The organism is Halobellus ruber, assembly GCF_014212355.1.
Taxonomy (GTDB): domain Archaea; phylum Halobacteriota; class Halobacteria; order Halobacteriales; family Haloferacaceae; genus Haloquadratum; species Haloquadratum rubrum.
On the sequence record NZ_JACKXD010000007.1, the window covers coordinates 128,610 to 155,493 of the forward strand.

At 56.8% G+C, this 26,884-nt stretch carries 17 protein-coding genes; 7 read left to right on the forward strand and 10 right to left on the reverse strand.

The window, feature by feature from the left end; all coding sequences use genetic code 11:
* Positions 1-784: 784 nt before the first annotated feature.
* From H5V44_RS16450 to H5V44_RS16465, 4 genes are read left to right on the forward strand one after another with little or no spacing between them, the layout of a single operon-like run.
* Positions 785-1,828, forward strand: a complete 1,044-nt coding sequence (locus H5V44_RS16450) for a hypothetical protein (RefSeq protein WP_185194220.1) — start codon at positions 785-787, stop codon at positions 1,826-1,828.
* On the forward strand, positions 1,825-4,533 hold the full coding sequence (locus H5V44_RS16455) for a DEAD/DEAH box helicase (RefSeq protein WP_185194221.1): 2,709 nt from the start codon (positions 1,825-1,827) through the stop codon (positions 4,531-4,533). The genes H5V44_RS16450 and H5V44_RS16455 overlap by 4 nt, the downstream gene beginning before the upstream one ends.
* Positions 4,530-6,590: a hypothetical protein gene (locus H5V44_RS16460; RefSeq protein WP_185194222.1), complete on the forward strand. Its 2,061-nt coding sequence runs from the start codon at positions 4,530-4,532 to the stop codon at positions 6,588-6,590. The genes H5V44_RS16455 and H5V44_RS16460 overlap by 4 nt, the downstream gene beginning before the upstream one ends.
* Positions 6,587-9,847: a RecB family exonuclease gene (locus H5V44_RS16465; RefSeq protein WP_185194223.1), complete on the forward strand. Its 3,261-nt coding sequence runs from the start codon at positions 6,587-6,589 to the stop codon at positions 9,845-9,847. The genes H5V44_RS16460 and H5V44_RS16465 overlap by 4 nt, the downstream gene beginning before the upstream one ends.
* Positions 9,848-10,067: 220 nt before the next feature.
* Here H5V44_RS16465 and H5V44_RS16470 read toward each other — a convergent pair whose 3' ends face one another.
* From H5V44_RS16470 to H5V44_RS16485, 4 genes are read right to left on the reverse strand one after another with little or no spacing between them, the layout of a single operon-like run.
* The gene (locus H5V44_RS16470; RefSeq protein WP_185194224.1) at positions 10,068-11,909 is read right to left on the reverse strand and encodes an ATP-binding protein; all 1,842 of its coding nucleotides are present in this window, start codon (positions 11,907-11,909) and stop codon (positions 10,068-10,070) included.
* Positions 11,906-13,186 (reverse strand): DNA double-strand break repair nuclease NurA, encoded by a 1,281-nt coding sequence (locus H5V44_RS16475; RefSeq protein ID WP_185194225.1) that lies wholly within the window; start codon positions 13,184-13,186, stop codon positions 11,906-11,908. Before H5V44_RS16475 ends, H5V44_RS16470 begins: the two co-directional genes overlap by 4 nt.
* Complete coding sequence (locus H5V44_RS16480) at positions 13,186-16,470, reverse strand: AAA family ATPase (protein ID WP_185194226.1); 3,285 nt, start codon at positions 16,468-16,470, stop codon at positions 13,186-13,188. Before H5V44_RS16480 ends, H5V44_RS16475 begins: the two co-directional genes overlap by 1 nt.
* A complete protein-coding gene (locus H5V44_RS16485) occupies positions 16,467-17,648 on the reverse strand; it encodes a DNA repair exonuclease (protein ID WP_185194227.1) in 1,182 nt (393 codons plus the stop codon). The genes H5V44_RS16480 and H5V44_RS16485 overlap by 4 nt, the downstream gene beginning before the upstream one ends.
* Before the next feature lie 324 nt (positions 17,649-17,972).
* Here H5V44_RS16485 and H5V44_RS16490 point away from each other — a divergent pair, with 324 nt between their 5' ends.
* Both H5V44_RS16490 and H5V44_RS16495 read left to right on the forward strand, forming a co-directional pair.
* A complete protein-coding gene (locus H5V44_RS16490; protein WP_185194228.1) occupies positions 17,973-18,407 on the forward strand; it encodes an HD domain-containing protein in 435 nt (144 codons plus the stop codon).
* Between the two features lie 281 nt (positions 18,408-18,688).
* Entirely contained in the window at positions 18,689-19,324 is a 636-nt protein-coding gene (locus tag H5V44_RS16495; protein WP_185194229.1) for a vWA domain-containing protein, read from the forward strand.
* A gap of 31 nt (positions 19,325-19,355) precedes the next feature.
* Here the strand turns inward: H5V44_RS16495 and H5V44_RS16500 are convergent, their stop codons facing one another.
* The 3 genes from H5V44_RS16500 to H5V44_RS16510 are packed head-to-tail and all read right to left on the reverse strand — an operon-like array spanning position 19,356 to position 22,446.
* A complete protein-coding gene (locus H5V44_RS16500) occupies positions 19,356-20,510 on the reverse strand; it encodes a BREX system ATP-binding domain-containing protein (RefSeq protein ID WP_185194230.1) in 1,155 nt (384 codons plus the stop codon).
* On the reverse strand, positions 20,507-21,415 hold the full coding sequence (locus H5V44_RS16505) for a hypothetical protein (protein WP_185194231.1): 909 nt from the start codon (positions 21,413-21,415) through the stop codon (positions 20,507-20,509). The genes H5V44_RS16500 and H5V44_RS16505 overlap by 4 nt, the downstream gene beginning before the upstream one ends.
* Positions 21,412-22,446, reverse strand: a complete 1,035-nt coding sequence (locus H5V44_RS16510; protein ID WP_185194232.1) for a tRNA-guanine transglycosylase — start codon at positions 22,444-22,446, stop codon at positions 21,412-21,414. Before H5V44_RS16510 ends, H5V44_RS16505 begins: the two co-directional genes overlap by 4 nt.
* A 108-nt stretch (positions 22,447-22,554) precedes the next feature.
* Between H5V44_RS16510 and H5V44_RS16515 the strand changes: the two genes are divergently transcribed.
* Complete coding sequence (locus H5V44_RS16515) at positions 22,555-22,833, forward strand: winged helix-turn-helix transcriptional regulator (RefSeq protein WP_185194233.1); 279 nt, start codon at positions 22,555-22,557, stop codon at positions 22,831-22,833.
* A 6-nt stretch (positions 22,834-22,839) separates the two neighbouring features.
* Here H5V44_RS16515 and H5V44_RS16520 read toward each other — a convergent pair whose 3' ends face one another.
* From H5V44_RS16520 to H5V44_RS16530, 3 genes are all read right to left on the reverse strand, one after another.
* Positions 22,840-23,544 carry a hypothetical protein gene (locus H5V44_RS16520; RefSeq protein WP_185194234.1) on the reverse strand — a complete coding sequence of 235 codons (705 nt, stop codon included), beginning with the start codon at positions 23,542-23,544 and terminating at the stop codon, positions 22,840-22,842.
* Between the two features lies 1 nt (position 23,545).
* Positions 23,546-25,753, reverse strand: a complete 2,208-nt coding sequence (locus H5V44_RS16525) for a queuine tRNA-ribosyltransferase tRNA-guanine transglycosylase (protein WP_221625799.1) — start codon at positions 25,751-25,753, stop codon at positions 23,546-23,548.
* 316 nt (positions 25,754-26,069) lie between these two features.
* A partial coding sequence (locus H5V44_RS16530; protein ID WP_185194236.1) for a Zn-binding domain-containing protein occupies positions 26,070-26,884 on the reverse strand: 815 nt, incomplete at its 5' end.

Sequence of the window (26,884 nt, forward strand, 5' to 3'; positions counted from 1 at the left end):
CGCCGGTCTGGACGTCCGTTCCGAACCCGGTTCCCAGGCCTCGGTCGGCCCATAGGTTGGTCACCCGACTCCCAGTCCGTTTTCGGGCATCGTTGCCGTAATGTGGCCGTGGAGTGGTCGATAGTGGTCGGTCGGTCTGTACCAGGTGACACTCGGGACAGACCCGCTCGGACCGATCTGACTTAGGTATCTCGGCCCCGCATTCCCGGCAGGTGAGACAGTCCGGTGGTTTCTCGGCGGGTGTCTGCAGCACTGTCCAAAAAAGTCTGCTGGGAGGCGATTCGCCAGTCGAACTGCGAGTGTTAGCATACATACGTGTACGGTGATAACCGTGGAACCACCACGGCGACCGGAAACCGGTGCTCGGTGGACGCGGATTTTAGTCCGCGTACGACCTTGTCTCATATTTTGTATCACAGCGATATTAGTTCTGTGATTGGTCTGACGCTCTGTTTCCAGGATCTACCAGAGTGAATTACAGCGTCACATATAAACGAGAAACCGGTTCTACTCGATTCGAAAACCAGTCCGCAAGGACTGGTTGATCCCGGGTGGTTACGCCGAGATCGCCGCCGACCACTTATCTGGAACTTTGGCCAGTTCCGGATAGCCCGGCCGACGGTAGTTTAGTCGGTTATCACCGTAGGCGCGCGATGCGCCGGGTGGAACTTCGGTTGGAGGGCGTATTAAGATTGTGAGTGGTTTCCATTCCGACGCACAGCCAGGATTCTGGGCGCTATCTTTAACACTCCTGTTAGAGATTGTAGTTAGTATATCATCCCAGATGGCTTCTGCGACAGATAGGTTTGAGACGGTTCTCGCGAGCGCACGTAAAAAACTCAACGACGCCCGCGAGGAGTACGAAGCGCTTGAGCGGACCGAAGCGGTCCCACAGCCGATAATTCAGAGTCTCGAAGGCTTCAAGCGGGAACTCAACGAACTGGACGACCGGTTGACGATAGATGACTCTGATATTGAACTCGCGGAGACGACAGCAGAAAGGATCACGGCGCTTTATCAGGTTCTCTCAGCGCTCAGTCATCGGCAGCGGGTCGTGGTTGAGGCTGACGTCGCGCGACTTGATCATCAGCTTACGCTACTTGATCGACTCGACGACTCCTCAGAACCCGGCCAGAAGGCTGAACAGCAACATTCGATGTTATGTCGACTAGTCGAAAACGATCGTCACGACCGCGTTTACGGGAGCGATCGGTTGTCATTGGGTGGTGTCGAGCGACAACTCCGGACGGCTCGCTTCGAACGTCTGTCTGACGTCACTGACTCCGAGGCGACAGTGGCACTCCAGGAAGTTGCGTCGTCACTTCTGGAGGATATCCACCAATACCTCGCCAATCTGGGGGATGACAACGAGGATCGAACAGCATTTGCAGCAGATTTAAAACGGGTGAAGGAACTCCTTTCGACGGTCGAAGAACACGACGACCGTGCACCGGAGTCTGCAGCGACCGCATTCGAGGGCTGCCTGATGCTCCACTACAGTATAGCTCGGGCGTACGCTGACCAGCAGATGACTGAAGCGCTCGCCGACACGGTTACCGAAACGGGACTTACTGTCGACATTGGTATAGAACGCTGTGTCTCACGGGGGGCAGCCGAAGATCTACTCGATGCGGTGGCTGCGGCTCTCGAAACCGAGACTGAGCAGTCGACTACGACACGCCTACGGCAACTCTTGGTAAGACACGACGGGAGTGTCGAACGTACAGCCGCCGCGACAGAGTTCGACGTGGTGGACATCCTCGAACAGGTTATACAACTCTACTCTGACGGAGAAATCGCAGACATCACTATCGAGTTCAAGTTATGAGTACAGGCGCAGCATCAGTCGACTTAGAGACGATAGATCGGGCGTGGGAGACGTTCGTAAACGTCGACTCGGTCTACGAAGACGTTGAGGACACGGTTCTCGAGGCAGTCACGGAAGTTTGCCAGCAGGAGATCAACGCGGGCAACTACGACGCGACGGCCGCCCTTGATGGAGTCTATGCAGCGTTCGAGAACGACCATCTTGGCGGTGACAGCACGTTCGTAACCGAAGTCCTCCGGTCGGACGAACTCGTCGTTGACACGATGGAAATGGGGGAAGAACGAATTGCCCGGGAACTTTTCCACCGGCTGATCGAACATCTAGTTGACGACGGCCAACTCTTGTACGTCGGGACGCGTCAGGAGGTCCGGAGCCACGTCGCCGAGATGGCGCGGTACTTTGCGCTCGTTCGACAACGGCTCACCGACGAGACCGACTACCAGTTCACGCCGAACCTCGTCAAGATGATCAAGATGGCGTCGGCGGATCGGAAGCAGCCGATAATGGGAAGGGACGAGCCGGAAGCGGCACGGTTCAGACAGCCGATCAGGAAGATCAACGAACGTGTGACCGAGGACTCGACCGAACCCGCGTGGGAACTGGACGATACGGTCGGGAGCGAGTGGCGTGATGTCGTCGGTGAGACGATGGAAACGATGAGTGACTTCTTTGACAACGGACTCCCCGATGATTTCGACTCGCTGGCGGCATTCCAAGCTCGCGCGTTTCGTGACCTCTACCTGGACGCGATGACCAAGCACGCCGGCGACACGACCTCACACGTCGTTACGGCGAGCACCGGGGGTGGGAAGACCGAGGCGTTCCTCTTCCCGACGCTAGCGTATTGTCTTACTGCAGCGAAAGCCAACATCAGCGGGAACAAGGCACTCTTGACTTACCCGCGGCGCGACCTCTGTAACAACCAGTTTGAGCGGGCATTCGAGTATATCACCGAACTGAACAGGATCGAGGACAGTCTGGACGCATCGTTCGAGGACGCTCCACTGACCATCAGCATCCAGCACAGTAGTCGGCGGAGTCTCACCCTCGACTGCCCCCACTGTGACGGCGAGTTATCCGTCCCGGAGGAGTACAAAAAGAAGAACTTCGAGTGTGACAACGATGCGTCACACACCGTCGAGTACGCGACAGTCGACCGGTCTGCTGCCGCGGATGTCATCGTTACGACGCAGAATTCGCTGCACCGGCGAATGATGGACAACTACGGGCGCGAGGCCCTCTGGAAGAGCCCCTATCCCACAAAGTTCCTCGTACTGGACGAGGTTCACATCTACACTGACCAGGCAGGAATGAACGTTTCGAACGTCGTACGCCGGTTCAAACAGGGACTGCGGCGGACGGCGCCACAGCAACAACCCACACTTGTCGCCTCTAGTGCGACGATCAACAACGCTGAGGACTTCACGCGACGGATCTTCGATACGGAGGATGCTGTCCGGATTTGTCCAACTCCCGACGAACAGGACACGCTGAGCCGCGAACACTTCGTCTTCGTCAAGGCCACCGACCCTCGAGAGGTCCGAGTCCCACTTGGAGAGTCTATGTACAAACCCGAGAATGAGTGGGACGATGTCAGCCAGAGCACGGCAACGAATCTCTCCTGTATGATCCAAGTCGCGTTCGCGTTCTTCCACACAATGCGGAAGGAGAGAGCCGGTGATCGAGACGGATTAGAGGCGGACAAGAACCGCATCCTCGGGTTCGTCGACTCGATCGACTCGGTGAGTCGCCTGGGCGGCTACGTCCAAGAGGCCGAGGATAACGAGTTGTTCAAGTTTCGGATGCCGGACGCTCTGCTCGGGGAACGGGGGAACAACCCGGACTGTCCACGCGACCTCTTCCGGGGGGCGACAGACGACCAGTTTGACGAGGCGGCGATCTGTGAATCTCAACCGCCCAACCCTAACGTCAATCCCTGTCCGGTGTATCAGGACGGCGAGTGCTGGTGGACGATGCAGGACCGTGCGATGGACCTCAAAGATATGACCGTCGCGATCCACAAAAGCGGGAGCACGCGGTACGCCGGATCAGACCACTATGCTGGCGATGACTGGGATCAACTGATCACGACGAGTGCACTTGAAGTCGGGTTCGATCACGCCAGTATCATCGGCACGTTCCAGTACCGCGCTCCCCGGAACGTGCCCGGCTTCCTTCAGCGGAAGGGGCGTGGCGGCCGCGACGCCAACGACGAACCGATCACAGTCGTGGTCCTCGGGTCGACCCCCACCGATTCGTACTACTTCCACCACTCGAACTACCTCAGCGATCCCCGGGACAAACACCTGAGGATCCCACTGGATGAGAATAACCGGTTCATTCGCGCCGAACATATGACGGCATCCGTTCTGGACTATTTCAACGTCGCCAACACTGTGGACGCTCAACGGCTGTTCAGCGGCACTCGGTCCACCACCGGCCCCGACATCGACTATCTCCGACAGATGTTCGACGACCACCGGACGCAATTAGAACAGTGGCTTTCGGACACCTACAACGTCGACTCTGAGGAGGTAGAAACCGTCCTGTCACAGTTCGACTCGTATCTCGATTGCCTTGACGAAAAAATACTACCCGACAGCGGCGAAGTCTACTGGGAGTTCTTCGCCAGGATGGTCGAAGAAGATGGACAGAAGGCACTCGACGAGATCGATATGCTGCTCCGGAAGGTTGACGACCGATGACGGGAGGTGCAGAATCCAACGAGGAGGCGAACAGACTCCGTATCGCACGCCTCCAAGGGATCCGAAGCTACATTGAGGACGACGACTACGGGTACATCGATCTCGCCGGAATTTACGGAGCCGACCCGCAAGCCTCGAGCCCTTACGTCGTCGCTGGAACGTTCATCCCCGAAGAGATCGGCGGGTCAGTCACCGTTGTCGACGCTGACACCGACCCCGAAGAGACCCTAGCTCGGGAGAACCTGAACCAAATGCTCAACAATTTCCTCCCGGGCGGGTACAAACAGCGGTGGGGTAACTTCGATCTGTGGCGCGGAAACTGGGGGCACGACTCGGACTGTGGCCACGCCGACATCGCACCTATGTTCGAGTGGTCGGACTCGTATCCATTGACCGAACTCCTTGACTCGGCCGACGAAGTCGCGTATACAGAACTCTCGTTCGATACTGACGACGTCCGCGTATACGAACCGCTCTCGATCAAGGTGACAAAAGAGAACAAGAACGACCCGTCGTACGTGTGGATTCCCAAGATGGGCATCCCGTGGATCGGCGATCCACCGTTCAACTCAGAATCACTGGCGTCGGACCCGACGACCAACTACCTGTGGTTCAAACATCCCCCAGAGGGGTTCGACGAGAAAGGAGAGACCTACGACGGATCGGCCCTTATCAGCGGACTCTCGTTCGACGACGACCGGGAGTTCGTCCGCTGTTACTACGCGTCACTCCTGACACTATACCCACGTGGCAGTGACAGTACGCGCTCCGAAATCCTCCGGTACCGAAATGAGGCCGACGATACGACCGCCTTCGTTGCGAGCCGTGAGCGCAGCCAACTCCTGACGTTCGACTTGGATCGCGACACAGTCCGGGATCGCATCGAGACGGCACTAGTGGAGCATCCGCGGCTTGAGCGCGACCTACGATTCGCGATGCTTGAGTCTAACATCTGGCAACGGCTCTTCTTCGACGAGGGTGCGATCGAACACGTGTTCGCCGTCAAGCCGCTTGTCGAGCACCTCCTGGGGGTCGACTACTGGCGTCGGGTCGTCGACGGGGACGAGATGGGCGTCTTCACGCTCTCGGGGACGAGTCTCGTGACGGAGATTGAGCGTCTCCTCCCGGACGATGCGACCCGCCACTTGCGCCTGTTAGGGCACGAGGGACGTGCTGTCTCAGGGGTCCAAGAGACGGTCGAAGAGAATCCGGGGCCGCTCGCCGAACTGCTCGCCCGATCCCGAAACCGGGAGTTCCTCGTCGACTTCGCCGAGCGGGTGCTCGTCCACTCCGCGGAGCACGCACTCTCAACGTGGTCGAATAACTTGACAGGGTCAGGCACTTCGTTCGAACTATGGTACGATCTGAACTTCCAAGAAATGGAGGCTAGTTCCGCGAAGATATCTGTATACGACCCGATCCAGGGCGGCGCGGGGATCGCAAAAGAGGTCTACGAAACACTTCAGACCGACGCCCCGGCGGTGGGACCGGGCTTAGCGAGCCAGGGACTGTGCCACTCTGGGACGGCAGACCGATCGACTATCGACCTCCTTGCACAGTATCCTGACGGGTCACTATACGATGTCTATCGCAACGACCACGACCGATTCATTGAATTAGTCGAGGAGAAGGTTGCGGATCGCGTCGCTAACCCCGACGCGTACTCGATGAAGGATTTAGTCTCACACGTCGAACAGCGCACTCAAAGCCTCTTCGAGACGCGGGAGATTGCGGCATTTTACTCGTACGTTGCAGCCGAGTACACAACGGTCGAAGAGCAAGTCGGACGGATCCCTCGCGTTGTCGACCTCGCGCTCCACCTCGATCGGCACGTTTTCACAGACCCACAAATCAAGGCGACGTACGAGCGCTTCGCCGACGACTCCGGACGGCGAGATATTGCGGAACTCGGAGAGCGGCTCGGTGAACTGACGGTCCAGTGTATCACGGCCTGCCCGGACTGTTTGAAGACCGAACCCGGTCTTTGCCTCCACGGAACCGGTCAGCAGGAAGCAAAACTCAACAGAAGGCTACTCACGGCGGTATTCGACCAATGATCTCTGACCTCTCCACAGTCGTAGACGACCTAGGTGCCACAGCAGGTGACGAACAGACGATGCAGTGTCGGATTCAGAGCGAACCGCTGCCCGGCAAGACTTCGGGTACAAAGACGATCTACCGCGTCGACGACCCGTACAATACCCTCTCTAACGACATCTTCCTCTCGTTCTGGACGGAGAAACCGAACACCCACGAGCGGCTTGAACAGACAGCACCGTACGTGATCTCGACGCTCGGGATCCCGAGTGGCGACGCGCTGGAAACCGGGTCTCACGAGGGAGGTTCTCTCCAGCGAGGCGAAGAGGTAATCGTGCGTGCGATTCCGAACCGTCGCTCAAGTGACGGCGCGATCTATCTCAACGTGACATCGTTCGTCATCCGATCACCCGAGAAACTCATAAGTAAGAGCAAACTCCGCACGCAGGACCGCTGCCCGCGGGAGTACTACCTCCGGTATGTCAAGCAGGTGTACCCCGGTAATAAGTTCGAGACGAACCCGGGACGGATGGAAAACCGTTTTAGAGGCGACGCGCTGCACACGATCACCGAGACAGCCCTTGAGGATGACCCGGATCGATTCCGGACAAACACTTGGGACGAAGCCGGTGTAGAGGAGTTTTGTGAATCGATATTCGAAGACGAGTTCGGGTTCAGACAGGCACTCCTCGTTCTCTCCGGCGTGGGGCTCGATGTTAGAGACCAGATCATCGAGGCGGTCACGACGTTGTTCACAGACGCCGAATTCTGTGAGCGGATCAGCGAGGCCGACACGATCGAGGTCGAGCAATTCCTCTCGAACGAGTTCGGGTACGCGGGACGGGTCGATGTCATCCTCGACGGGACGCCTCTGGACCTCAAGACGACACGAAACCCGAGCGCGGACCTGATTGAGCGACACGGCCGCCAGATCAAACTGTACCTGTTCGCGCTCCTGCTCGAACGGATCCAGGCCGGCGCGTCTTTCCGTGATGCAGTCGCCACCGGGCAAACGGGGACGCTAGTCTACCCGAACACGCCGGGCGAAGGCGTTCGAGTTGAGGACATCGAACTCACTATGGCCGATGTCGAGGCGTTCATCGAAACCCGGAACGCCGTGATCGAGACTGGCGAAGCGTATGCACCACCGTCACCATACAACCGTGATTGCGAAGGGTGTGCGTTCGCCAACGAGGAGTGGATATCCGGCCCCTCGGATACTCTCCCGCCGGCATGTACATACCACTGCCAGAACGAACGTCGGTGGCCCTGCTACGAGACTGACGGTGGGGGGTTGACCTCGCAATGTTCCCTGTTCGACACCTGCGACCAGCGAACCCAGTACCGTGAGCCCGATACGATTGACCACTACGAGAGCGTCCGAGCGGCGTTCCGCGAGGAGGAATCAGCGAGAAAGACTGCCCGGCGCGTCGTCGATAAACTCGACGACGATGTCTTGACCGACTCTGGCTACCTGCTAACCGATCTCTCGTGTGTCGGGGCGACGGCCGCGGGGACGATCATCCGCTTTGTGACGCCAGATCCGGTCGTACCGGCGTTCGACCCCGGTGATGTCGTTGAGCTTACGATCCCGTCACAGGACTCAGGCGGACGAGCGGTCTACTATGGGGCCGAAGACGACGAGTATCTGTTCAGTCCACTGGACCGGAGTCTGGGTCTCAGTGACTTCTTAACGAGTGATGCCCCAGCACAGGCGCTCTACACCTTTAGCGTCGAATCTGTCCAGGATCGCTACCTCCCCTACCTCGACTTCGCACAGCGTCGTAACGGCGGCGATCCGACCCATCAGACTCGCTCCGATGGTGCCGATAGCTCCGTTCCGGAAACGATCGCCCCCCAAGCCGTTCCTACGTATCTCGATCACGAGCAGGTACTCGTCGACGTACCCGTTCGGACAGACCGTAGATCGACGATAGCGGATATGATCGAAGCGATTGTGACGGCAGACTACCCGACACTAAACGAGTCAACCGGCACAATCCCATCAGCAGACTGCCGCACGCTCGTTCTCTGTACCCGTCCGGACCTCGCTGAGGCGGCCCTCCAAGGCCAACCCGTGGGCAACCACTACCGACTCGACGGTACTGGTGGAAACGACGCGATCCAGAACACCGATGGCTACCACGAGATCCAGTCTCGGCTCAAGGACGCACGCTCGCTGGTTTCGACGGTTCAGCAGGCAACGAGTAAAAACGGGCCGGGGGGAATCCGAGAGTTCTTCCACAAACTGCCGACCGTGCCGTTCATCGACCGCAATCACACCGAGAGCTTCTTCGACGCGGTGGTGCTTCTTGGTGCCGAGCGACTGACCGAACCTGAGTACGACTTCCTGGCTGACATCGCTGACCGGGTTGTCGCCGTCGGCGACAGCCGACGAGCAGGACCCAAACTACTCAGCCAGTCCGCTACGGAAGCGAGCCTTGACACTCACTTCGAAACGACTTTCGAACGGTACCGCTCGTTCCCGACGAGCGACGCAGTGAGTCTCCAAGTGCACGGCGAGGCGCCGCCGGCACTTCAGCGGTTCTATCAAGAGGGACCGTGGGAGTCGATCGACGGCGACCTGACGTTTCTGAACGTCCAGGGTGACGAGGAGACAGCCGTCGAAGATGTCACGCTGGAATCGACAGTCCCAGCGGCTGCTGGGACGGCCCAGCGGTTGGTATTCGACGTTACCGACACGCCCCTCTCGCCGATGGCGGCGAATGAATTGTTCGAGCATCGAATCGAACTCGATGCGACCCTGCTCCGACCAGATTCGATCGTCGTGCTCGACGATGAAAGTCTCTACCTGCGATCGAAAGAGCCGATCGAGGGCTCCGGAGCGTCTCACCACCAAGTTGTCATTCAGACTAGTGCTGCAGAACTTCCGCAGTTCAACCGGGCACTGCTTTCGAACCGGATCGCCGAGCAAATCGTCGCCGAACTTGTTGTACAGGAAGAACCCGATATCGTCGTGACTCCGTTCGAACGCCACGCGACGGGCATCAAGCGACAACTCGCGGAGCGCGACTGCGCGGTCCCCGTCGAACGGCCGGAGTCGCTAACTGGATCGATTGCCGGTCACGCTGTCGTGAGTTTCGGCACGGCCAACGAGACCGGGATCGTCCGTCCGCCGCTGGACCAACCATCAGTGGTCTACGGCCTGCTCTCCAGCGGTTGTGACATCACGTTCGTCGGGAACCAGGGGACACTCGAGTCGAAGGACGTCTTCGCACGCCTCATCGAGGATTCGTCATCGTACCAGCAATCCTGAGACTGTATCATAGTTATTTTGCCGTGTTGAATAGCGGCCTCGGAGCCACGCTAAGACGATCCCAACCGTGAGGCCACCGGCCTCAATCACTAATAAGCCGGCTTGAGTCCAAACCCCCTCAGCCAACACTGCTTTTCAACAGGGTACTTCGCTCCCGGGCTGTTTTACCCACGGACAGTCTGACACGTTGAGGAACTCAACGAGGTCGTCTTATCGGGAACTAATCGTGCTTTGTTACACAGTCAGGGAGTCCGACAACCTCAACCGCTTCAACATCAGGGGCTTTGACAACGGCCTGCCCCTTTCGGAATTTCGGGATGTCACGCTTGAATCCCCGGGGAATCGAGGGGACTTTTTCAATAACTTCCTCCCGCAATCCGAGGAAGATGTTCGTGTTGATTTGCTTCAAGATGTCATCGTCGATGTCTTCCGGGTTTTGCGTGATCATCATCAGCCCTAGCTTGTCCTTGCGGCCCTGCTTGACGGCTTCTCGCGCACGCCGCACAATGTACTGCTCACGAAGGGACTCGGGAGATGAGAAGTAGTTGTGTGCCTCGTCGACGGCGACAAGCATTGGGGTGTTCTTGATCTGGTCGACCACGTGGTGGTCGTCGATTTTGTTCTCGATGATGTACGAGAGGATCGAGAGCACGGTCAGGTGTTCTTTCGCACCGCGAAGGTGGCTCGTGGGAATCACGGTTACCTGGCCCCCGCGGAACATATCGTTAGCCAGGTCTGTAAGCGACGACATCCCGTGGTCGAACACGTTCTCGAACGTCGGGTCCTTGATTCGGCGAATCATCGCTGACCAGGTCTGACTCGCGATCTCACTGTCGTCTTGGAGTTCCTCGCTCGTTTGAACATAGGAGCGGAAGTCGCTGTACGTCGGTGCCTTCCCATCTGCGTCGGCAGCGTCGAAGTACGAGTCGAGGGCCATCTCCAGAGCGCTACGAATGGTCTCACGCGGCTGGTACGGCATCAACAGCTGCGGACGCGATCGGACGAGTTCGAAGGGGATACCGAACGGTTGCTGCGTACCGGTTCCTGGGTTCGGCACGTTCCCGACGCTCGGGACAAACACTTCGAGATCGCTGATGCCACCGACCTTGATCCCCTGCCGACGGAGCTTCTGCTTGGTTTCCTCGTCGAGTTCGGGATCCTCGCCCATCTGCCAGTATTCGTTCTCGGGGTCGATGATCACGGTGTTCAGCCGGCCCTGTAATTGCTCGCCCGATTCGTGGTGTTCGATAGGATAACGCTGCCCGTCGACGAACTGGCGCAGCAGATTCTTCGTGAAGTGCGTCTTTCCTTTCCCGGTAGAGCCGGCGACGAGAGAGTGTCTGAAAATCGCTGGTTCACCAGGCTCTGGTTCTCCCGTCTCTGGATCGATTCCCGGGTTCGACAAATAGTACGGGAACTTGTCGTCGTCGATGATCATCTCTTCGCCGCCAACCGAGAGGTAGCCACAGAACGGTCCCTCGTCGGGAATACTCAGTCCGGTTCGAAGGTACTCGTCATCACGTGAGAGGCTCACCGGTGTGTTTGGCTTCGGAATCCGATTCACGATTCCTCTATCCAAGTTTCCGTCCTGTGTCGGACTGAGGATCGCAATCGGATCGAGGGACGCAACTAGAACGAACTCTGACTCGTCGAGATCCTGATGCCGGCTAATGTGGTTGTGCGTGTCTGATTTGTCATCGAGGTCGGTGTAAGGTTCGTAGCGAAGCTTGTCCGTGACCGCAAAGAGTTCGTCGTTACTGTTCGGGTATGGAATTTGGACGTAATCTCCCACGCGAACCTCGTCACGCTCGGTGGTGGTGACGAACGCGTTGACGTTGTACTCGTCGCGACCGATCATAATCTCCTCGCTTGCGAGGACGTGGCCGATTTCGCCCTCGGCGAGATCGCCGTCGGCGCTTGGCACCGACGTCTCGGGAACGCCGCCGGTGGTGCTGGATTCGTCGGATCCACTCGGCGACTCGTCAGTAGCCGCGGTTGAGCCGTCGCCGTCGTCTTCGAGGGTCGGGTCTTCGTTCAGGAGGTCGTCGATGTCCTCAGTCATAGTCCAGAGTCAACGTCTTCGATGTCGCTCCAGCGGCCGTCCCAATTGTGGTCGAAGGACGCTTCGCTCGAGCGGATCATATTCCGAATTGTTTCGCGGTTTTCGCTGGTGATGCGGGCGATACGGTCGGCGCGGCCGACGGCACCGGGGACGTCCTGCTTCTGCGCGATCTCCTTGAGGGTCTTGTACTGGACGGCCCTCCGTCGATCCTCTTCTCTGACCATCAGATACGGGGCCTCGACACGCAGGACGTCACCCGTCTTTGGGAGTCGGACGTAGAAGAACGCCCGTTGGTAATCACTCGCACCGCCGTGCGAAAGTCTGGACTCAATACTACTGAGCAGGTCGAACGACTGGTTTCGAAGGGGAAGTTCTTCCTGTACAAACCAGGAGGTATACGTCAAGTGGTCGAGGCTGCTATCTCGCAACACTTCGCCTGTGAACTGATGATCGCGTGTCCAGGGAACGTCGATACGTACACCGTCGTCGCCGGTGAGATTGTGGCGCGAGATTTTCTCATCGAGGGCCGTGAGGAGCTCGTCCATCGTCGACGTCTTTACGACGCCGACGACGGGCAGGTCTTTCTCGAACTGCTTGTCGACGAAGTCAGCATAGTTCCCGAGGATTCGGCGGGGGATCTCCCACGCTCCTGCGGGGGTCGACCGACCGAGTTCGTCTAACAGGAGCCAGTAGACAACCCCCAGTGGATAGACTGCGCCGTCGATGAAGCAGACGCCGTCGATGCTGTCTGTGTTATCAACGAGGTGTTCGCTTTCGGCCAAATGCTGTGCGGCAGTTGCGACATCCTTCGACAGGTTTCGTGAGCGACCGACGTCCGGGAACCGGATAACCTCTCCTTCCACGTCCCCTTCGACGGCGTCAGTATTGTGAAGTGTGCTGTCGCTGTCAGCGAAGTGTACGACCGTCTTGACAGTCCCACCTTCTTCGATCGCGTGGTTTGCCCCCTGTCCGATGACCCCGATCTTTGCGTAGGCTGTGTCGACGATCAGCCCGTCGTTGAACTCAATCGGCTGGGTGGTACTTGCGTCGAGACCATAGGTTGGTTGTTCCCACGGGTCCTCGGTCCACGTTCCCAGTTCGCTGAGCCGCGTCTTCTGATAGCTTGGCTGCTCAAGTGCCTCGACTGATCCACCAGAGTGGCTGAGATAGCCGAAGAGTTCTCTGGCATACGCGGCCTGTTCATCCTGTTCACGCGGAACGTTCGCGTCGATGTGGTCGAACAGACTACGAACGACAGAGAGTGCGTTTGACTCCATCAGTCGTCCCCTATCGCGGCTTCGTCACCACCAGCGGCTCGCATCTCGACCTGGCTGGTGTTGGTTTCCTCGTCGATAGTGATTCTGCATTCGTGGTCGGCGCCGTGAATCAGGCTTTCCTCGTGGCTGACGACGATGACCTGTGGGACGTCCCAGCTCTTGATCGTATTGAGCATCTCCTCGAGTTGACCGACGTGGCCCTCGTCGAGGAAGGTGGTTGGTTCGTCGAGGATGAAGGGAGGGAGTTTCCCGCGGTCGCCGCCCTCAAGCTCGGCGATTAGACGGTAGATCCCGGCTCGAAGGGCGAGATTGACGATCGCTCTCTCGCCACCACTAGCGTTACTGGGGTCCTCCAGGTCTCCATCGTTGCGAAGTAGCTTCAAGTCGTACTGTAAGTCGCCCTTGTTTTCCACCTCGCGGATGACGACCTGCTGGTAGCTGCTGTTCTTGTAGACTTCGTCGAAGATTTCGTTCGTGTACTCTCGCAGATACCCGAGATACTGCTCGCGAAGTTCCGACTTGGAACCCCGGTACGCAGCCAGCATCGTATCGATCTCGCCGATGACCGCGTCTGCCCACTGGTACTGGCGTTCGTAGCGATCAATGTCTTCCTTCAGCTCACGCAGGCTATCCAGGTCCTTCTCCAACGATATGCGCTCGTCGCGGAGGTTATGAATTTCCGATTCGTAGTCTTCGACCTCCTCTTCTAGTTCCTCGATACGTTCCTCGAGTTTGTCGCGGTCGTCTCGCAGACTATCGACGTCGGTGTCGCCCAGTTCTTCCTCAAGAGCCTCTTTTTCACTCTCCAGAGTGCTGATACGCTGGTTCAGGTCCTGTATTCGCTCGTCACAGTTGGCAACAGTTAGCTCGTGCCGATCGATGGCGTTCTGGAGGTCGTCGATCTCATCGTACTTGTCTTGGGCGTCACCGACGTGCGACCGAGTCTCCTCAATCTCGTCGACGCGTTCCTCGGCCTCCGCAAGTGCCGCCTCTTTTTCCGCAACTGTCTCCTCTTGTGATTCTATCTTAGACTCCAAGTCGTTAATCGTCTCTTGAGCGTCCCGGATTTGTTCTTCGAGATCACCGATGTCCTCTTCTAGATCTTCGACTGCTTCTTGGAGCGTTTCGACCGTGTCTCGTTGCTCTTCGACCTCGCTGAACGCATCGAGGACCGTCTCGCCAGCGGCAACCTCTGCTTCGAATTCTTCGACCTGCCCACTCAGTTCAGACTCCTCTTCCTCAAGCGACTCAATCTTGTCTTCCAACTCAGAAATCTGGCTCTCCAGTTCGCTGATGTCGGACTCTAACTCATCAACACGTTCCTCGGCGTCGTCTACCTCGCCCTGTTTGTCGTCCCGAGCGCTTCGCTTCTCCTTGAGTACCTCGTCGCGATAGTTTATGATGTCACGAACGTCGTCGAGGAGGTTGCCGAGGGCCGTGCGCTCGGCCTCGAGGTCGGCTTTTTGATCGCGCTTCTCGTCGAGTTCCTCCCGGACTTGAGCCAGTTCGTCCTCATAGTCTCCGATTTCGTCTTCGACATAGGACTCGTCGACCTCCTGACCACATTTGGGGCACTTGTCTTGATCGCTGAGATTCTGTACTTCCTCGATGTCTTCCTGGAGTTGCTCTTCCCGGGTTTCCAACCCAGCAATCGATTCACTAACCGACTCGATTTCGGACGCCAGTTCGTCCTGTCTCCCCGGAATACGTTCGTCCCGAACCTCGGCCAGACTATCCACGGGAATCTCCGCTTCGAGAGAGTCACCCTCCTGCTGAAGGTCTTCAACGCGGCTGTTGAACTCTTCCTTTGCCGTCTCAACCTCGGACTCCAACTCCTCTAGCGCCTGCTCACGCGAATCCCGCTCATCACGTGCTGTTTCCAGGTCAGACTGGGTCTCCTGGAGAGCCCCCTCTTTGTCCTCTAGGTCGTCTCGCTTTTGTTCGAGTTCTGTCCGGACTCTGGTGAGGTCTTTGTCAGCTTCCTCGCGTTCGTTATCGAGTTCGTCGACGCGTACTTCAACCTCTTCGCGCACGCTCTCATCGATCGCGTCGGCCGGTGTTTCGGGGAGGAAGTCTGCTGCTTTTTTATCGCGTGCATTAACACGGCGCTGCAACTCGTCTTCCTCGTCAGATAGCTCCTCCTGCTTTTTTTCAAGCGTTGCTTCCTCTTCAGCGAGTTCCCGCTCAACCGACTCTAACTCGCCTTTTTCATCTTTGAGGTCGTCTTCGAGATCCTGGAGGTTGTCACGAGCCGTCTCTAATTCACTGTCGCACTTCGTGCGGTCCTGTTGCGCGTCAGTATACTCCTTTTGAACGGACTCGGCAGCGTCCTCGACGGTAGCCGCTGTACTCAAGTCGTACTCAACGGCTTCGTCCAAGTCGATGATTTCCTCTTCCAGTTCCTCAATATCGGCGCGGCTGGCCTCGATGGCGTCTTGGGCATCTTGTTTCTCCTGCCGTTTCTCAGCCCGGGAACTCTCAGCGTCCTCGATCTGGGACTTCTTCTCTTCCTTCTTTTCCAGTGTCTCCTCGTACGAGTCGATTTTCCCCTCAAGCTCGCTTCGTCGGTCATCCAGTTTGTGGATGAACTCCTCCACCTCTTCTTTCTCGTCCTCTCTCTCCTGAAGCTCGTTAGTGAGGTCGCTAATATCAGCCTCGAACTGGGACTCGTCGCGATCGTACTTTTTTTCGAGTTGCTCTTCGGCTTTCTCGCGATAGTTCTCGTTATCGCGTCGAATGCGCTTCGCCCCGCGTTTCGCCCCCTCCATCTTCGTGACGTACTCATCGATTACGTCGAGGTTGAGGAGACTGTCAATCAGTTCAGTCCGGGTATCGGCATCGATGAGCCGGTTGATTTCTCCTTGGCGGACGTAGACGCTGGCCGAGAAGTCGTCCTTGTCCATACCGAGGATCTTCTGAATCTCGTCTTTGACATTACTGACCTGACTCACCGGCTCGGAAAGCGCAGGGGACGTGAGCGTCGCAGACGGGCCTGTGCTCGTTGTATAGAACGTCCATTCGACCGTGTAGTCTACCCCGTTGATCTCGAACACTAGTTCGATGTGGGCTTTGTCCTCGTCGCGGCGAACCAAGTCGTCGAGGTTGAAACTCTGGTTGCCGGCGCTGGTGATGTCGGACAGAAACAGTCCACCGAAGATTCCCATCAGGAGTGATGTCTTCCCAGCGCCGTTTTCACCGTGAACAAGGATCGTTCCTTCCGGGAATTCGACCGTCTGATCCTCGTAGCTGCGAATGTTCTGGAGAGTCAGCTCTTTGATTTTCATTCTGCCACCTCCTCAGCGGAGTCGGCCCTGTCGTCGCTGAAGGCCTCCTTCTGAGCCTGTTTGATGTCTTCCTCGATTTCGTCGGCGACGCCGTCCTTGCTGTTCGGAAGTCCTTCGTCGCCGCGAACCCGTTCGTCAATCGAGAGAGCAGTTTCGCTCAGGTTCTCGTTGGCGATCTGTTCGTCGATGATCTCATCTGGGTTCTGAATGTCACCTTCGGGACCGTCACCAAGATTGAGTTCCTGCCGGCCACGGTCGTCGTTGATTTTGGCGACTGCGGCACCACGATCCATCACGGCGCTGTAGACGTCGCTCGAGGTTAGAGCGGTGCGTTCGCCTCGAAGGGTTATGTGTCCGACTTTGTTTTTAAGATCGTACTGGTCCAGCACATCGTTGAGTCGACTGTGTGCGTCGCCCTCGCTGAACTCGATCGAGATCGGGGCGAACTCCCGCGTGTCCAGTTCGCGCTTCCGCCGTCGAATCGAGCCGTCTTCGACCTCGAGGAGACTCACGCTCCGCGGTTCTTCTTCTGTGAGACTACAGCGCTCAGTCGAGCCGGCGTACCAGACCGGAACGTCATTGACGACGTCCTCTTCGGGCTTGTGGTAGTCACCGAGAGCTAGCGCGTCCAAGTCGATCCCGACGCGGTCGAGAACTTCCTCGGCCGAGTGATCGGCTATGAATTCCTCCGACCCGGGAATCGGCGGTGCGAGAAGTTGATGCATACAGAGTAGCGTGAACGCGTCTGAGTCCTCCGGCGGTTCGAGGGTGAAGTCCTTCGAGTGCCAGGAAGGCTTCGTAACCGAATCGATACCGTATACGGCGACGTCGCCGCCAACTATCGTCGGTTCACGAGACAGTCGCTCAGCAGTCCCTGTCTCGTGAATGAGGTCGAGCCACTGTTCGTCCATCTTGCTGTCGTGGTTCCCGACGATGCCATAGAACGGAATATCGGCCTCTTCGAGTTTCCGCAGCGTCTGGATACAGCGGGTGACCTCGGGCAGTGAGGGCGTTCGACTATCGAACAAGTCGCCAGTATGAATGACTGCATCGACATTCTCGTCTACGGCAACGTCGATCGCCCGGTCAAACGCCTCTGCCATATCGTCTTTTCGTATGTCACTTCCATACTGTCGGTTCCCGAGGTGAGTATCGCTGACGTGGAGGAGTGTTGTCATCGATTTGCACTCTTTCCGGAGACATTCGTGCGTTATAAGGATTCGCGAACGACGGTGAAAGTAAAGTTACTCAGCTAGAAGGCGTGGAACGGCCACATTGGGATACGTGTCTTTCTTCGAAAGCGGAAGACCTGCCTGTGTCGGCGGTTGACGCGAACTACTCACGGGGTGAAATCTACAGGGATTGTAACTGCGAGTCCCAGGAATCGAGAGCGCGCCGGCTTCCGAGGTCTCACTCTGCCGTTCTCGTCGATTTCGTTGCTAACTAAACAGTACCGCTTGTATACTCCCTTCTTTTATGAATCGAAACCTACTGTCTTCGGTATGAACAATCTCGAGGAGGCCATTCGCATCGCGGTTGACGCATATGAGGGGCAGGAAGACAAGGCAGGAGCGACCTACATTCGCCATCCGCTCCGCGTGATGGAGCAGATGGACACCGAACGAGAACGGACTGTCGCAGTGCTCCACGACGTCGTTGAGGATTCTGACTACGAGTTAGCAGAGATCGAAGACCGGTTCGGCCGCGAGGTCCGTGTTGCCGTCGATGCCCTCACGAAACGGGAAGACGAGGACTATATGGAGTTCGTCGAGCGGGCGGCTCAGAACCCCATCGCGGCACGCGTCAAGATGGCGGACATCGAGGATAATATGGATTTGACTCGTCTCGACAGTGTAACAGACTCGGTGATGGACAAACAGCGCCTCTACCACAAAGCGTGGCAGCAACTCAGAAACGTCGTCGACACGTCCGAATAAATACTGTCGGAAGCGGATCGTTTTTTCATTTATATAAGATGGGGTAGCACGACAAAGTGGAAGGATTGGTCAGGCGAAACCCACTGCTCCGGAGCGACGGTGGGAATTGGTTCGACATTACTCCCGACGACGAGTTGTCCGAGGGAACCTGTGCGGAGTGTGACGTTCGGTGGAGTTGCCCGGCGCGCCCGAGGTTCTCGCTTGAGGAATGACCGATTGTTGATCCAACCTTTGTCTCCCCATTTCTCACTTATATACGATGATGTAGTCGGACTGATGCAATGGACTCGCACATCACTTTTGTCCTCGACTCCTCCGGTTCGATGGCAAAGATCCGCAACGACACGATCGGCGGTTTCAATTCATTCCTCGAAGATCAGCGTACTGAGGAGGGATCCGCATCCGTTAGTCTCTATGAGTTTAATACAAATGTCGAGACCATCTACGAGGGACGGCGCCTCACGGATGCCGAAGAACTCGACGAGGAGAACTACGTACCCGGCGGACAAACAGCGCTTTACGACGCTATTGTGACGGCAATTGACGGAACGAATTCACACCTCGCGTCGCTGGACGCAAACGAACCCGACTCCGTGGTTGTAGTCGTTCTGACCGACGGGAAGGAGAACGCCTCCGAGACATCGCAGGAGTCCGTCCAGGGCATCGTTGAATACTGGCGCGAGGAGTTCAAGTGGGAGTTCCTGTTCATCGGTGCTAACCAAGATGCCGCACTCACCGCCGAGCGGATGGGAATGGATGCACAGAAGTCACTCGATATGGACCACAGTGGGGAAGGTGCAGAGGCAGCGTACGACTCCACGAGTGCTCGCGTCAGTGAAGTCCGCTCTACGGGCCACACCGATGGATTCGATGAGTCGGATCGGAAACGGCAGGAGGAGGCTGGCGATTCACAGTAGTGAGAGTATGTCCTGAGGTCGAAGCTAATTCTCAGAGTGCGTCTTGGACGAATGCTTCATCAATCAGGGTGCGATCTTTGGAAGAGGCTTGATCTAACACCCGACTACACAGCGAAAGCACCTGTCGGATGTTACCCTGCGAGCGCTGCAGGACAAAAGTGAGGCTTTCTTCGGTAAACGGTTCGATGGAGTCACGATTCCTCGGTCGGGCCGTGTTGAGATATGAAATAATCAACTCCCTGATCTGCTCATCAGTAAGCGGTCGAAGAGCGACCTCATTACCAATCCGCTCAGAGAATGCGTGGTACTCGCTCATTACATCTTGCCACACTTCGGGGGCGCAGGCAAAGAGGATCGAAAGTCCGGATCCGTTTTGATCCATTAGATGCCGGATGCTATTCAATGTCGACTGCTTGGTCTTGTTTTTGAGGCGAGCGATGGCTTCGAACTCGTCGATGAAGACAAACACGCCTGTGTACCCCAAATCACGCAAGAGGTTCTTGAACGAGGTGAATGCCCGAACGCCCATCGTGTCGTCGTCGAGGGCTGTATGTATCTCCATTTCCTTGCGTTGCTCGTACCGGATACCCTCTGCAGTAAGCCACTGCCAGGCGTAGAGGTTGGTGTCCTCGTACACCATATGAACAACCGCACGGGCGAAGTCAGCGAACTTCGTGATATCGCTCAACCGTTGGATCGCGGTCGGGACAAGCTCAGATAACAGGACTTCCCCACTATCGATGAGTTCCCGCATTGCTTCGGCGTCATCCGGATCGGCCTGGGTTTCTGTCCGGGCGACGGTCGCAAGGAATTCATACGCGATCTCTTGAACGCCGTCGAATCCGACATCGTACATAAATTCGTGGTAGATGTCGAGAAAGCCCTCACCGGGTTGGGCGACATACCCGACAAGCACATCGTCCCGATCCCGTACGAGCGAACGGGCGTACTTCAGCGTGTGTGACTTCCCATTTCCGTACTTGCCTGTGACGACCAAGTGTTTGGACTTCCCTGTCCCAAGCAACGTTGACACTGTGTCACTGACCGCTTCAGCAACGTGTTGTTGCCCACAGTACAGTTCCGGGTCATCCTCGGGAACCGGACTGTACGGGAACGGGTTTTCGTTGAGGTCATACAACTCGTAGTCGCGCGTCTGGTCGGTGATTGTGAACGAATCGTTTGTCATTGGGTTGTCTCCTGTGTGAAGGTAAGGTCCTCGTCGTGAATGGCGAGGTAGTAGTACTGTTTGTCGAACTGTTCGACCCCGGCCATCACACGGTCCGTGGACTGGTCCGTCGAAACCAACCCGTCATCATTGGTCAGCGCGATTTGTTTGACTCCGAACGCAGCTTCTTTGGCACCTGTATCGACAGGTGCCCCTGACAACTCGACGCGGCCAACGTTCTGGCTCGCCAGCGTGAGCAGCCCCTTATCGAAAGCTTGCCGGGTACATTGGAGCCGCTCACAGGTGTGTTCCCGCAACTCCGGGATCGACACGTAATGCTGGTTCATATTCACGCCGGTCGTCTCCTCAAGATTGTGGAACGTCTCAAGGAGAACAGAGGGAAACGCCGACGACACACTCCTGTTCAACGGCCTGTAATAAGCCCCAGTGAACGCGTTACGCTGGATCGCTCCAAGCCGTTCTCCCCAATCACCGAGCACGTCGAGACTTGTCTGGTTGAATTCATAGTCAGTTTGTGCTTGCCCAGTATCGAGTCGCTCAAGCACAACTTCAGGGAGCGCCGCCTCAAGATCAGCAACGACAGCCAGGAACGCACCGTAATGCGGGCTCTGTAACTTGAGGATCTCACTCGCGTCTGACCACGCCTCAGCCCTGACAGCGGAAAGGAACTCAGAGCCAACGTCGCTTGTCACGTACTCCGGGTCGGCCTCTCCCTCGTCAGGATCTCTGTGTTTATTGAGGAAGTCGAGTCGAACGGCTTCGAGGATTGTCTCACGAGCACGCCGTTTACTCACGTCGAGCGCAGTCTGGATCGCGTCCGTGGACTGTGAGTCCTCGTCACAGACGTTCGTTAGTTCGACTAAGCGAGGTAGCGTGACGGGCCGTATCGTCGGACGTTCGCTCATTTGAGTCTCCGTACCTGTTGTTTTGCGATCCCGTATGCCCGTTCGGTAACTCCATTCCCCTGGAACCGAAGATCGAGATAATCCTCAATGTCGGTCTCTGATGCGGCCATAAACCGGAACCGTCTCAGTTCGGTCGCTAATGCCCAGAGATTGTGTTGGGTCAGGAGATCACGATCCTTTCGAATCTCGTCGAATTCCCGGGTTGCACAGACTGGACACGAGCACGGTAGGTGGTTCAACTCGTCAATTCGGTGGAGTTCAATCCCACCGAACCCCGGTAAGAGATAGTTCCGATTGCCGGCGCTTCTGATGAACGCCGTCGAATCGAAGCTATCGACGCCGAGGTACAACAGCAACGGCTGGTAGACGATACCCCCTAATCCGTAGACGTGTAGGTGTTTGTCGGTCGCCCGCCGCGCCGAAAGTATCAGTCGAGTGACTTTCTCATAGTCCGTCCGGATCGGAACCATACTCCCCAATGCGTACCCATCGAACTCCCCATTATCCTCAAGATACTGAAGAGTGTTTGCGACAGTCTCTGTGGTGTACCCGTGGACACTAGCAAAGAGGAGTGCATCACCATCGTGGTGATCGCTCGCTTCAAGAGCGTACTCCGTACTGCGTTCGACCCGATCCTTATTCTCGGCCGTACGATTCTCTGGGGAAAGCGGCACATCAACCGTCCCAAAAATATCAGCACCTATCGCTCGTTGGGTAGCGAGTGACTGCTTGGGCGTCGTATCAACATCACCCGACTCGAAGTCGAATCCGCCGCTGTCAGCGAAAACAATCGTGTCCGAAGGAACCCCCATCTCATCTCTGAGGGACGCCCCATCCTGGATGCGGTCCCACTGAGGATCGCGCTGGCGGATCGCCCGGGCGTTCACCATCGCTGTTCGGATGTCTGGGATACTGTCCGCGTATTCTGGCGTGTTGTCACTCGACCGTTTCCCGATGTTGCTGACCGGGAACAACACCGGCGTCTCCAGTGTCCCCGTCGGGGTGTCGAGTGAGCGTTGTCGATACAGCATCGCGCCACGCTCGCGTTCGTCGGCACAGCTCATAAAGCTTGGTACAAACCAACCTATTTCATCACCGACCGATACACGTTTTGGACCTGCCCTTCGAACCCGGTGTAGATGCACGAGACCGTTCGGTCAGTCATCAAACCGAAATGGTCACTCGAAATCCTTGCGGCACTATCAGCCGAGAGTCCACAGAACTTCTCACAGATTGAAACACAGTTGGAAACCTCAAGCGACATAATCACGAAACGACTCCGACTGCTTGAGAAGTATGGACTCATCGACCGGACGGAGCACACAACAAAGAACGTACAGTACGAAATCACCGAACGCGGGGAAGAAGTACTGAAGCGCCTCGAAACGATCGATACCCTTCTTGAGAACGGTCGCTGAGACGCCTCAGAAATCGCTCAAACCCGTCTGTTCTACTGGATCCGTGAAAAACAACTCTTTGAGCTCAGCAGGCGTTGCTGGAACAGTACCTGCGTTGCGATGCCCCGCAAAGTGAGTCAAATACACTCCTTTCAAGGCTACAACGATCGATCCGTACTCATCAGCCTGCTCAGTGCGGGCCGGCACAGACACAACATTAGCCCGCTTGGCTGCATCCTCTTCACGATTGAACACCACCCCGGTCGTCGTCTCCGAAAGCGCATCAAGGACCCGCGTGATGTCACACGCCCTGTAGTAGTCCGCCCCCAGCGCGAAAACGACAATATCGTATGGATCCGTCGCACTGACCAGTTCCACGATATCATTTGAAATCCCGAGGTCGCTCGCTCGGTTATCGATCTCACTCGAAGTCATCTCCGCGAACGTCACATTGTACGGTGGCAACTCCGTCCGTTCATCAACGACACCAAACCCAGCACTCACGTAGTATCTATCAACCGTATCACCAACTTCCCGAAGCTGATCAACCGCAGAGTCGATATATCGCTGCTGCCGGCCATCGTACAACTTCCGTGCCGGAATCGCGGGCATTCCCTCCCGGTCAAGGAGTTCATCACGCGACGCCGAATCAATCTCGTTCACGTCGAACACTTCGACTCCGCGCGGGACAGCCTTGCTACCCGAGCACTGATCGATGATCAACAGACGCATCCTAGTACTCCGAGAGCCCGGACTGAACGAGTTGTTTCGGGAGAAACGACTCCCCGTAGCCGAGTCGATCAAGCACACCGGCCCGAAGCGTCTCCGGGTCCTCGTACGTATGAAGCGTACAGTCAGCCTCGGCCAGTTCCGATTCGAGTCGCTCCGCAGGTGACCAGTGTCGCGTATCTAGGAAGACATCCTGATACCGCGTAGCTCCATCAGCGAGCGCCTCGATCATCACGTCGGGATCAAGCGAGACGCGGGGCCGATCCGCCCACCACTCGAAGACGCCGTCCGCCGTGACAAGCCCCACCTCTGCGACCGGGAGATCGTGTACAGCGTTCCAGAACGCGGTACGGTTCGCCACCAGGTACTCTTCGATGGAGCCTTTCCCTGGTAAAGATGCGTCAGGAGTAGTTACAACGAGGATTTTCGGAAGTTCCTCTTCGAACTGGTCGTAGAACTGCCGCGTATTATGAAACCCACGACGCCTGTTGCGGTTGTTTCCACGGAAGATCGCAACTTCGATCCCGTGTTCGGCACAGATCGGACACGAACACTCGGTCCACGGCTCCGCCGCCAGGAGCTCGCGGTACGCTGTCAGCAGGTCGCCGTCATCAATCGGCGGCCACGTCGCGTACGACTCAACGAGTGGCCAGAGCGCCTCAAGCGTCCCGGGCTCATCATCTTCGAGGTCGTCGATTCGGTCAAGGAGCGTCGGCGTCCAGTCCGCAAACACTGTCTCAGCAACGTCGAGGTATTCGAGATACTCCTCGAACGGGATCGGATCTTCAGGATCATCGTCTCGAAGCAGTTTGACCAGCTGCGAACTCAACGGATCCCCGAAACTCGCCCGAAAGGCACGCCCGTGCTCATACCCTGACCGGAACGACTCCTCAGTCTCCTGAATGTACTCACAGTCATACCGGTCGTCGTGGCGATGCTCTCGAAGATACGACTCGATTCCGTCGAATGCGGCAGTAGCACGGTCGTGCCACGTCCTAAGCGCCTCACCAATCGACTCTCCATCATCGAACGCGCGTAAGGCGTACAGCACCTCTTGGCCTCGAAGCGCCTTTTTGATGCTCGTATCGAGGTCGTCCCGGTGGGTCGGATACCGCACTCGAATCGCATCGTACCGCTCATCAGGCCCGAAATGGTAGTTCTGCCCCCCGGTCCACGCCGCCCGCAGCATACTCGCACTATCGAAACTCGCCATCCCGCTACGCCCAATCGTCTCGAACGCACCGGTCTTCGCAAACCCGAAGACGTGTGAATCAACTCGCGTCTCGTGCGTCCGCTCAAACGACTTGATTGTGTGTCCAACGGCAGACACCACGTCGGTGACGACATTTTCCGGACTCCCAGCAACCCCGCCGATCCCAAGATACTGGTACCCGAGCTCAAGGACCTCTTCGGTAGCGGATCGATACGACTCGGGGTCCCACCCTTGAATCGCCGCCATCAGCCGGAACGAGTAATCACCGGCCTGATACTGTTCCCACATCTCCCGGGCGTTCCGCAATGTGAGATCATACCGGTACTGCATATCGTCCTCACGGTAGACCGCCCGCGGATCAGTACGCATCCGATCGATGATCTCCGTGGTACTCCCCTCGAAGTCTGACGGCCGGAACGGCTCAACTTCTGAGACATCGTAGATCGACGGTTCTTCTTCCGCTACGTAATCTGGCCAGGTCCGCCCGTCAACAGACTCACCGCTATCCGGCCAGGTATCAACCATCACGTCCACGTCGTCTTTCAACCGGTCCGGAACATCCCCCTTCCCGAAGTCACCGTCGAACCCTCGCTCGTCGAGATAGAGACGAGCGGTGTGCCCAGCACCAAGGACCAAGTGATCGATCGTGACACCGGTCGAAACACCGAGTTGCTCGTAGAACGCCAGCATCTCACGGTTATCGTACGGCGGGAACGGAAGCGACTTGTACCCCCACGCCCCACAGTCGCTGACTGTCGGCAACCACTCCGGAACATCGAGTTTCGGCGCATCATAGATCCCGTACTTGCGGAGACGTTCCGATTTGGCTTTACTCTCCTCGGCCTGTTCACGCGAGAGTAGAACACCGTCTATTGGCGTGGTTTGCCGATCGAACAGATCCCAAATATACGCAAGTTCCCGCTCATCAGTCCCGAGCGTCGAGTGCTCATCGTGGACAAAATCGTAATCTGCATCCACCCGATCATCCCACTCGGGCACATAGAACCTCACGGATAACTACTCACCATCAACTGGTATCACAGTGAGGATAATGAAGCCTTCCAATATGACCGTGACTTCCAGATCACAGCAGATGTGTTGCGAGCCGTGACTCAGTCACGCTCAATAAAGATGAAGGGTGAGTCGGTGTGAGCAGGTCTATGCCAGAAATCACGGCTCTGGTAATAGTTACTCTCATCTCTCACCTGCGGTTTCAAACCCAGTGTTGCTCCATCTTGCTAAGACGCCACTATTCAATACGGCAAAATAGAGAGTATATAAAAAGAGAACTGAGACTTGACTTCACTCACTCCTGTTAATTTGAATTGTTTTGTGATGTTCCTATAGCCTGATTACCGCGAACCAAGTGTAAATCAGTCCGTTCCAATAGGTCTACGACACCTTCTCTATCGAACGTATCGCTTTGATTGCGGGTAGCACAGCCGTACTGATACAAACACAGCGGGCATCCATCGCCGCAATCACACGCCAGATGATCGCGCATCAGGCGAATGGCGGTGTCGAAGTTCTCCGTGTCTGAACCGGCGACAAGGAGATGTGCGATACCAGCTCCACCTTCCTGTGCATCGAAAACATCAACCATCGAGGACGCCTCGTGAACGACTTCAGTCAGATCACGGATGCTGACACCCCCAAGGAACTGGAGTGCGAGTCGAAATCCGTGCGCGAACACGTGTGAGGTTTCGGACGTGCCAAGATCAACCCTGACGCCGTCCGTCTCGTAAGAATAACCAAGTCGGACGAATTCAGAACCTTCCTCGGCTTCAGGGTTATGTTCGCTGTCGGCGCTACAGTATGGCTCCTCGTCGTCATCGTAGTACACGACCCCGCTACAGTCGGGATCGCCGCAGACTTCGAACGGTGTTCGCTCAGAATCGATCGCGCCGTTCTTGTACTTCGCTCGGTAGGAAGAGGCGTGTACCATAACCGTGAACGTGCCGTATTCGAGCGTTCCGAGTTGAGTTCCAGTCCCAGAGCGGATACTGTAGGTCTCTTCGACATCAAACGAGAGAACAGAAGTTTCACGCTTAGCATACGTGTTCTGAACGTCAGTGTCGGCCTCCTTGTACATCTCCCGGGCAGTATGTGCTCCGTTGGAGAACAGAAGGT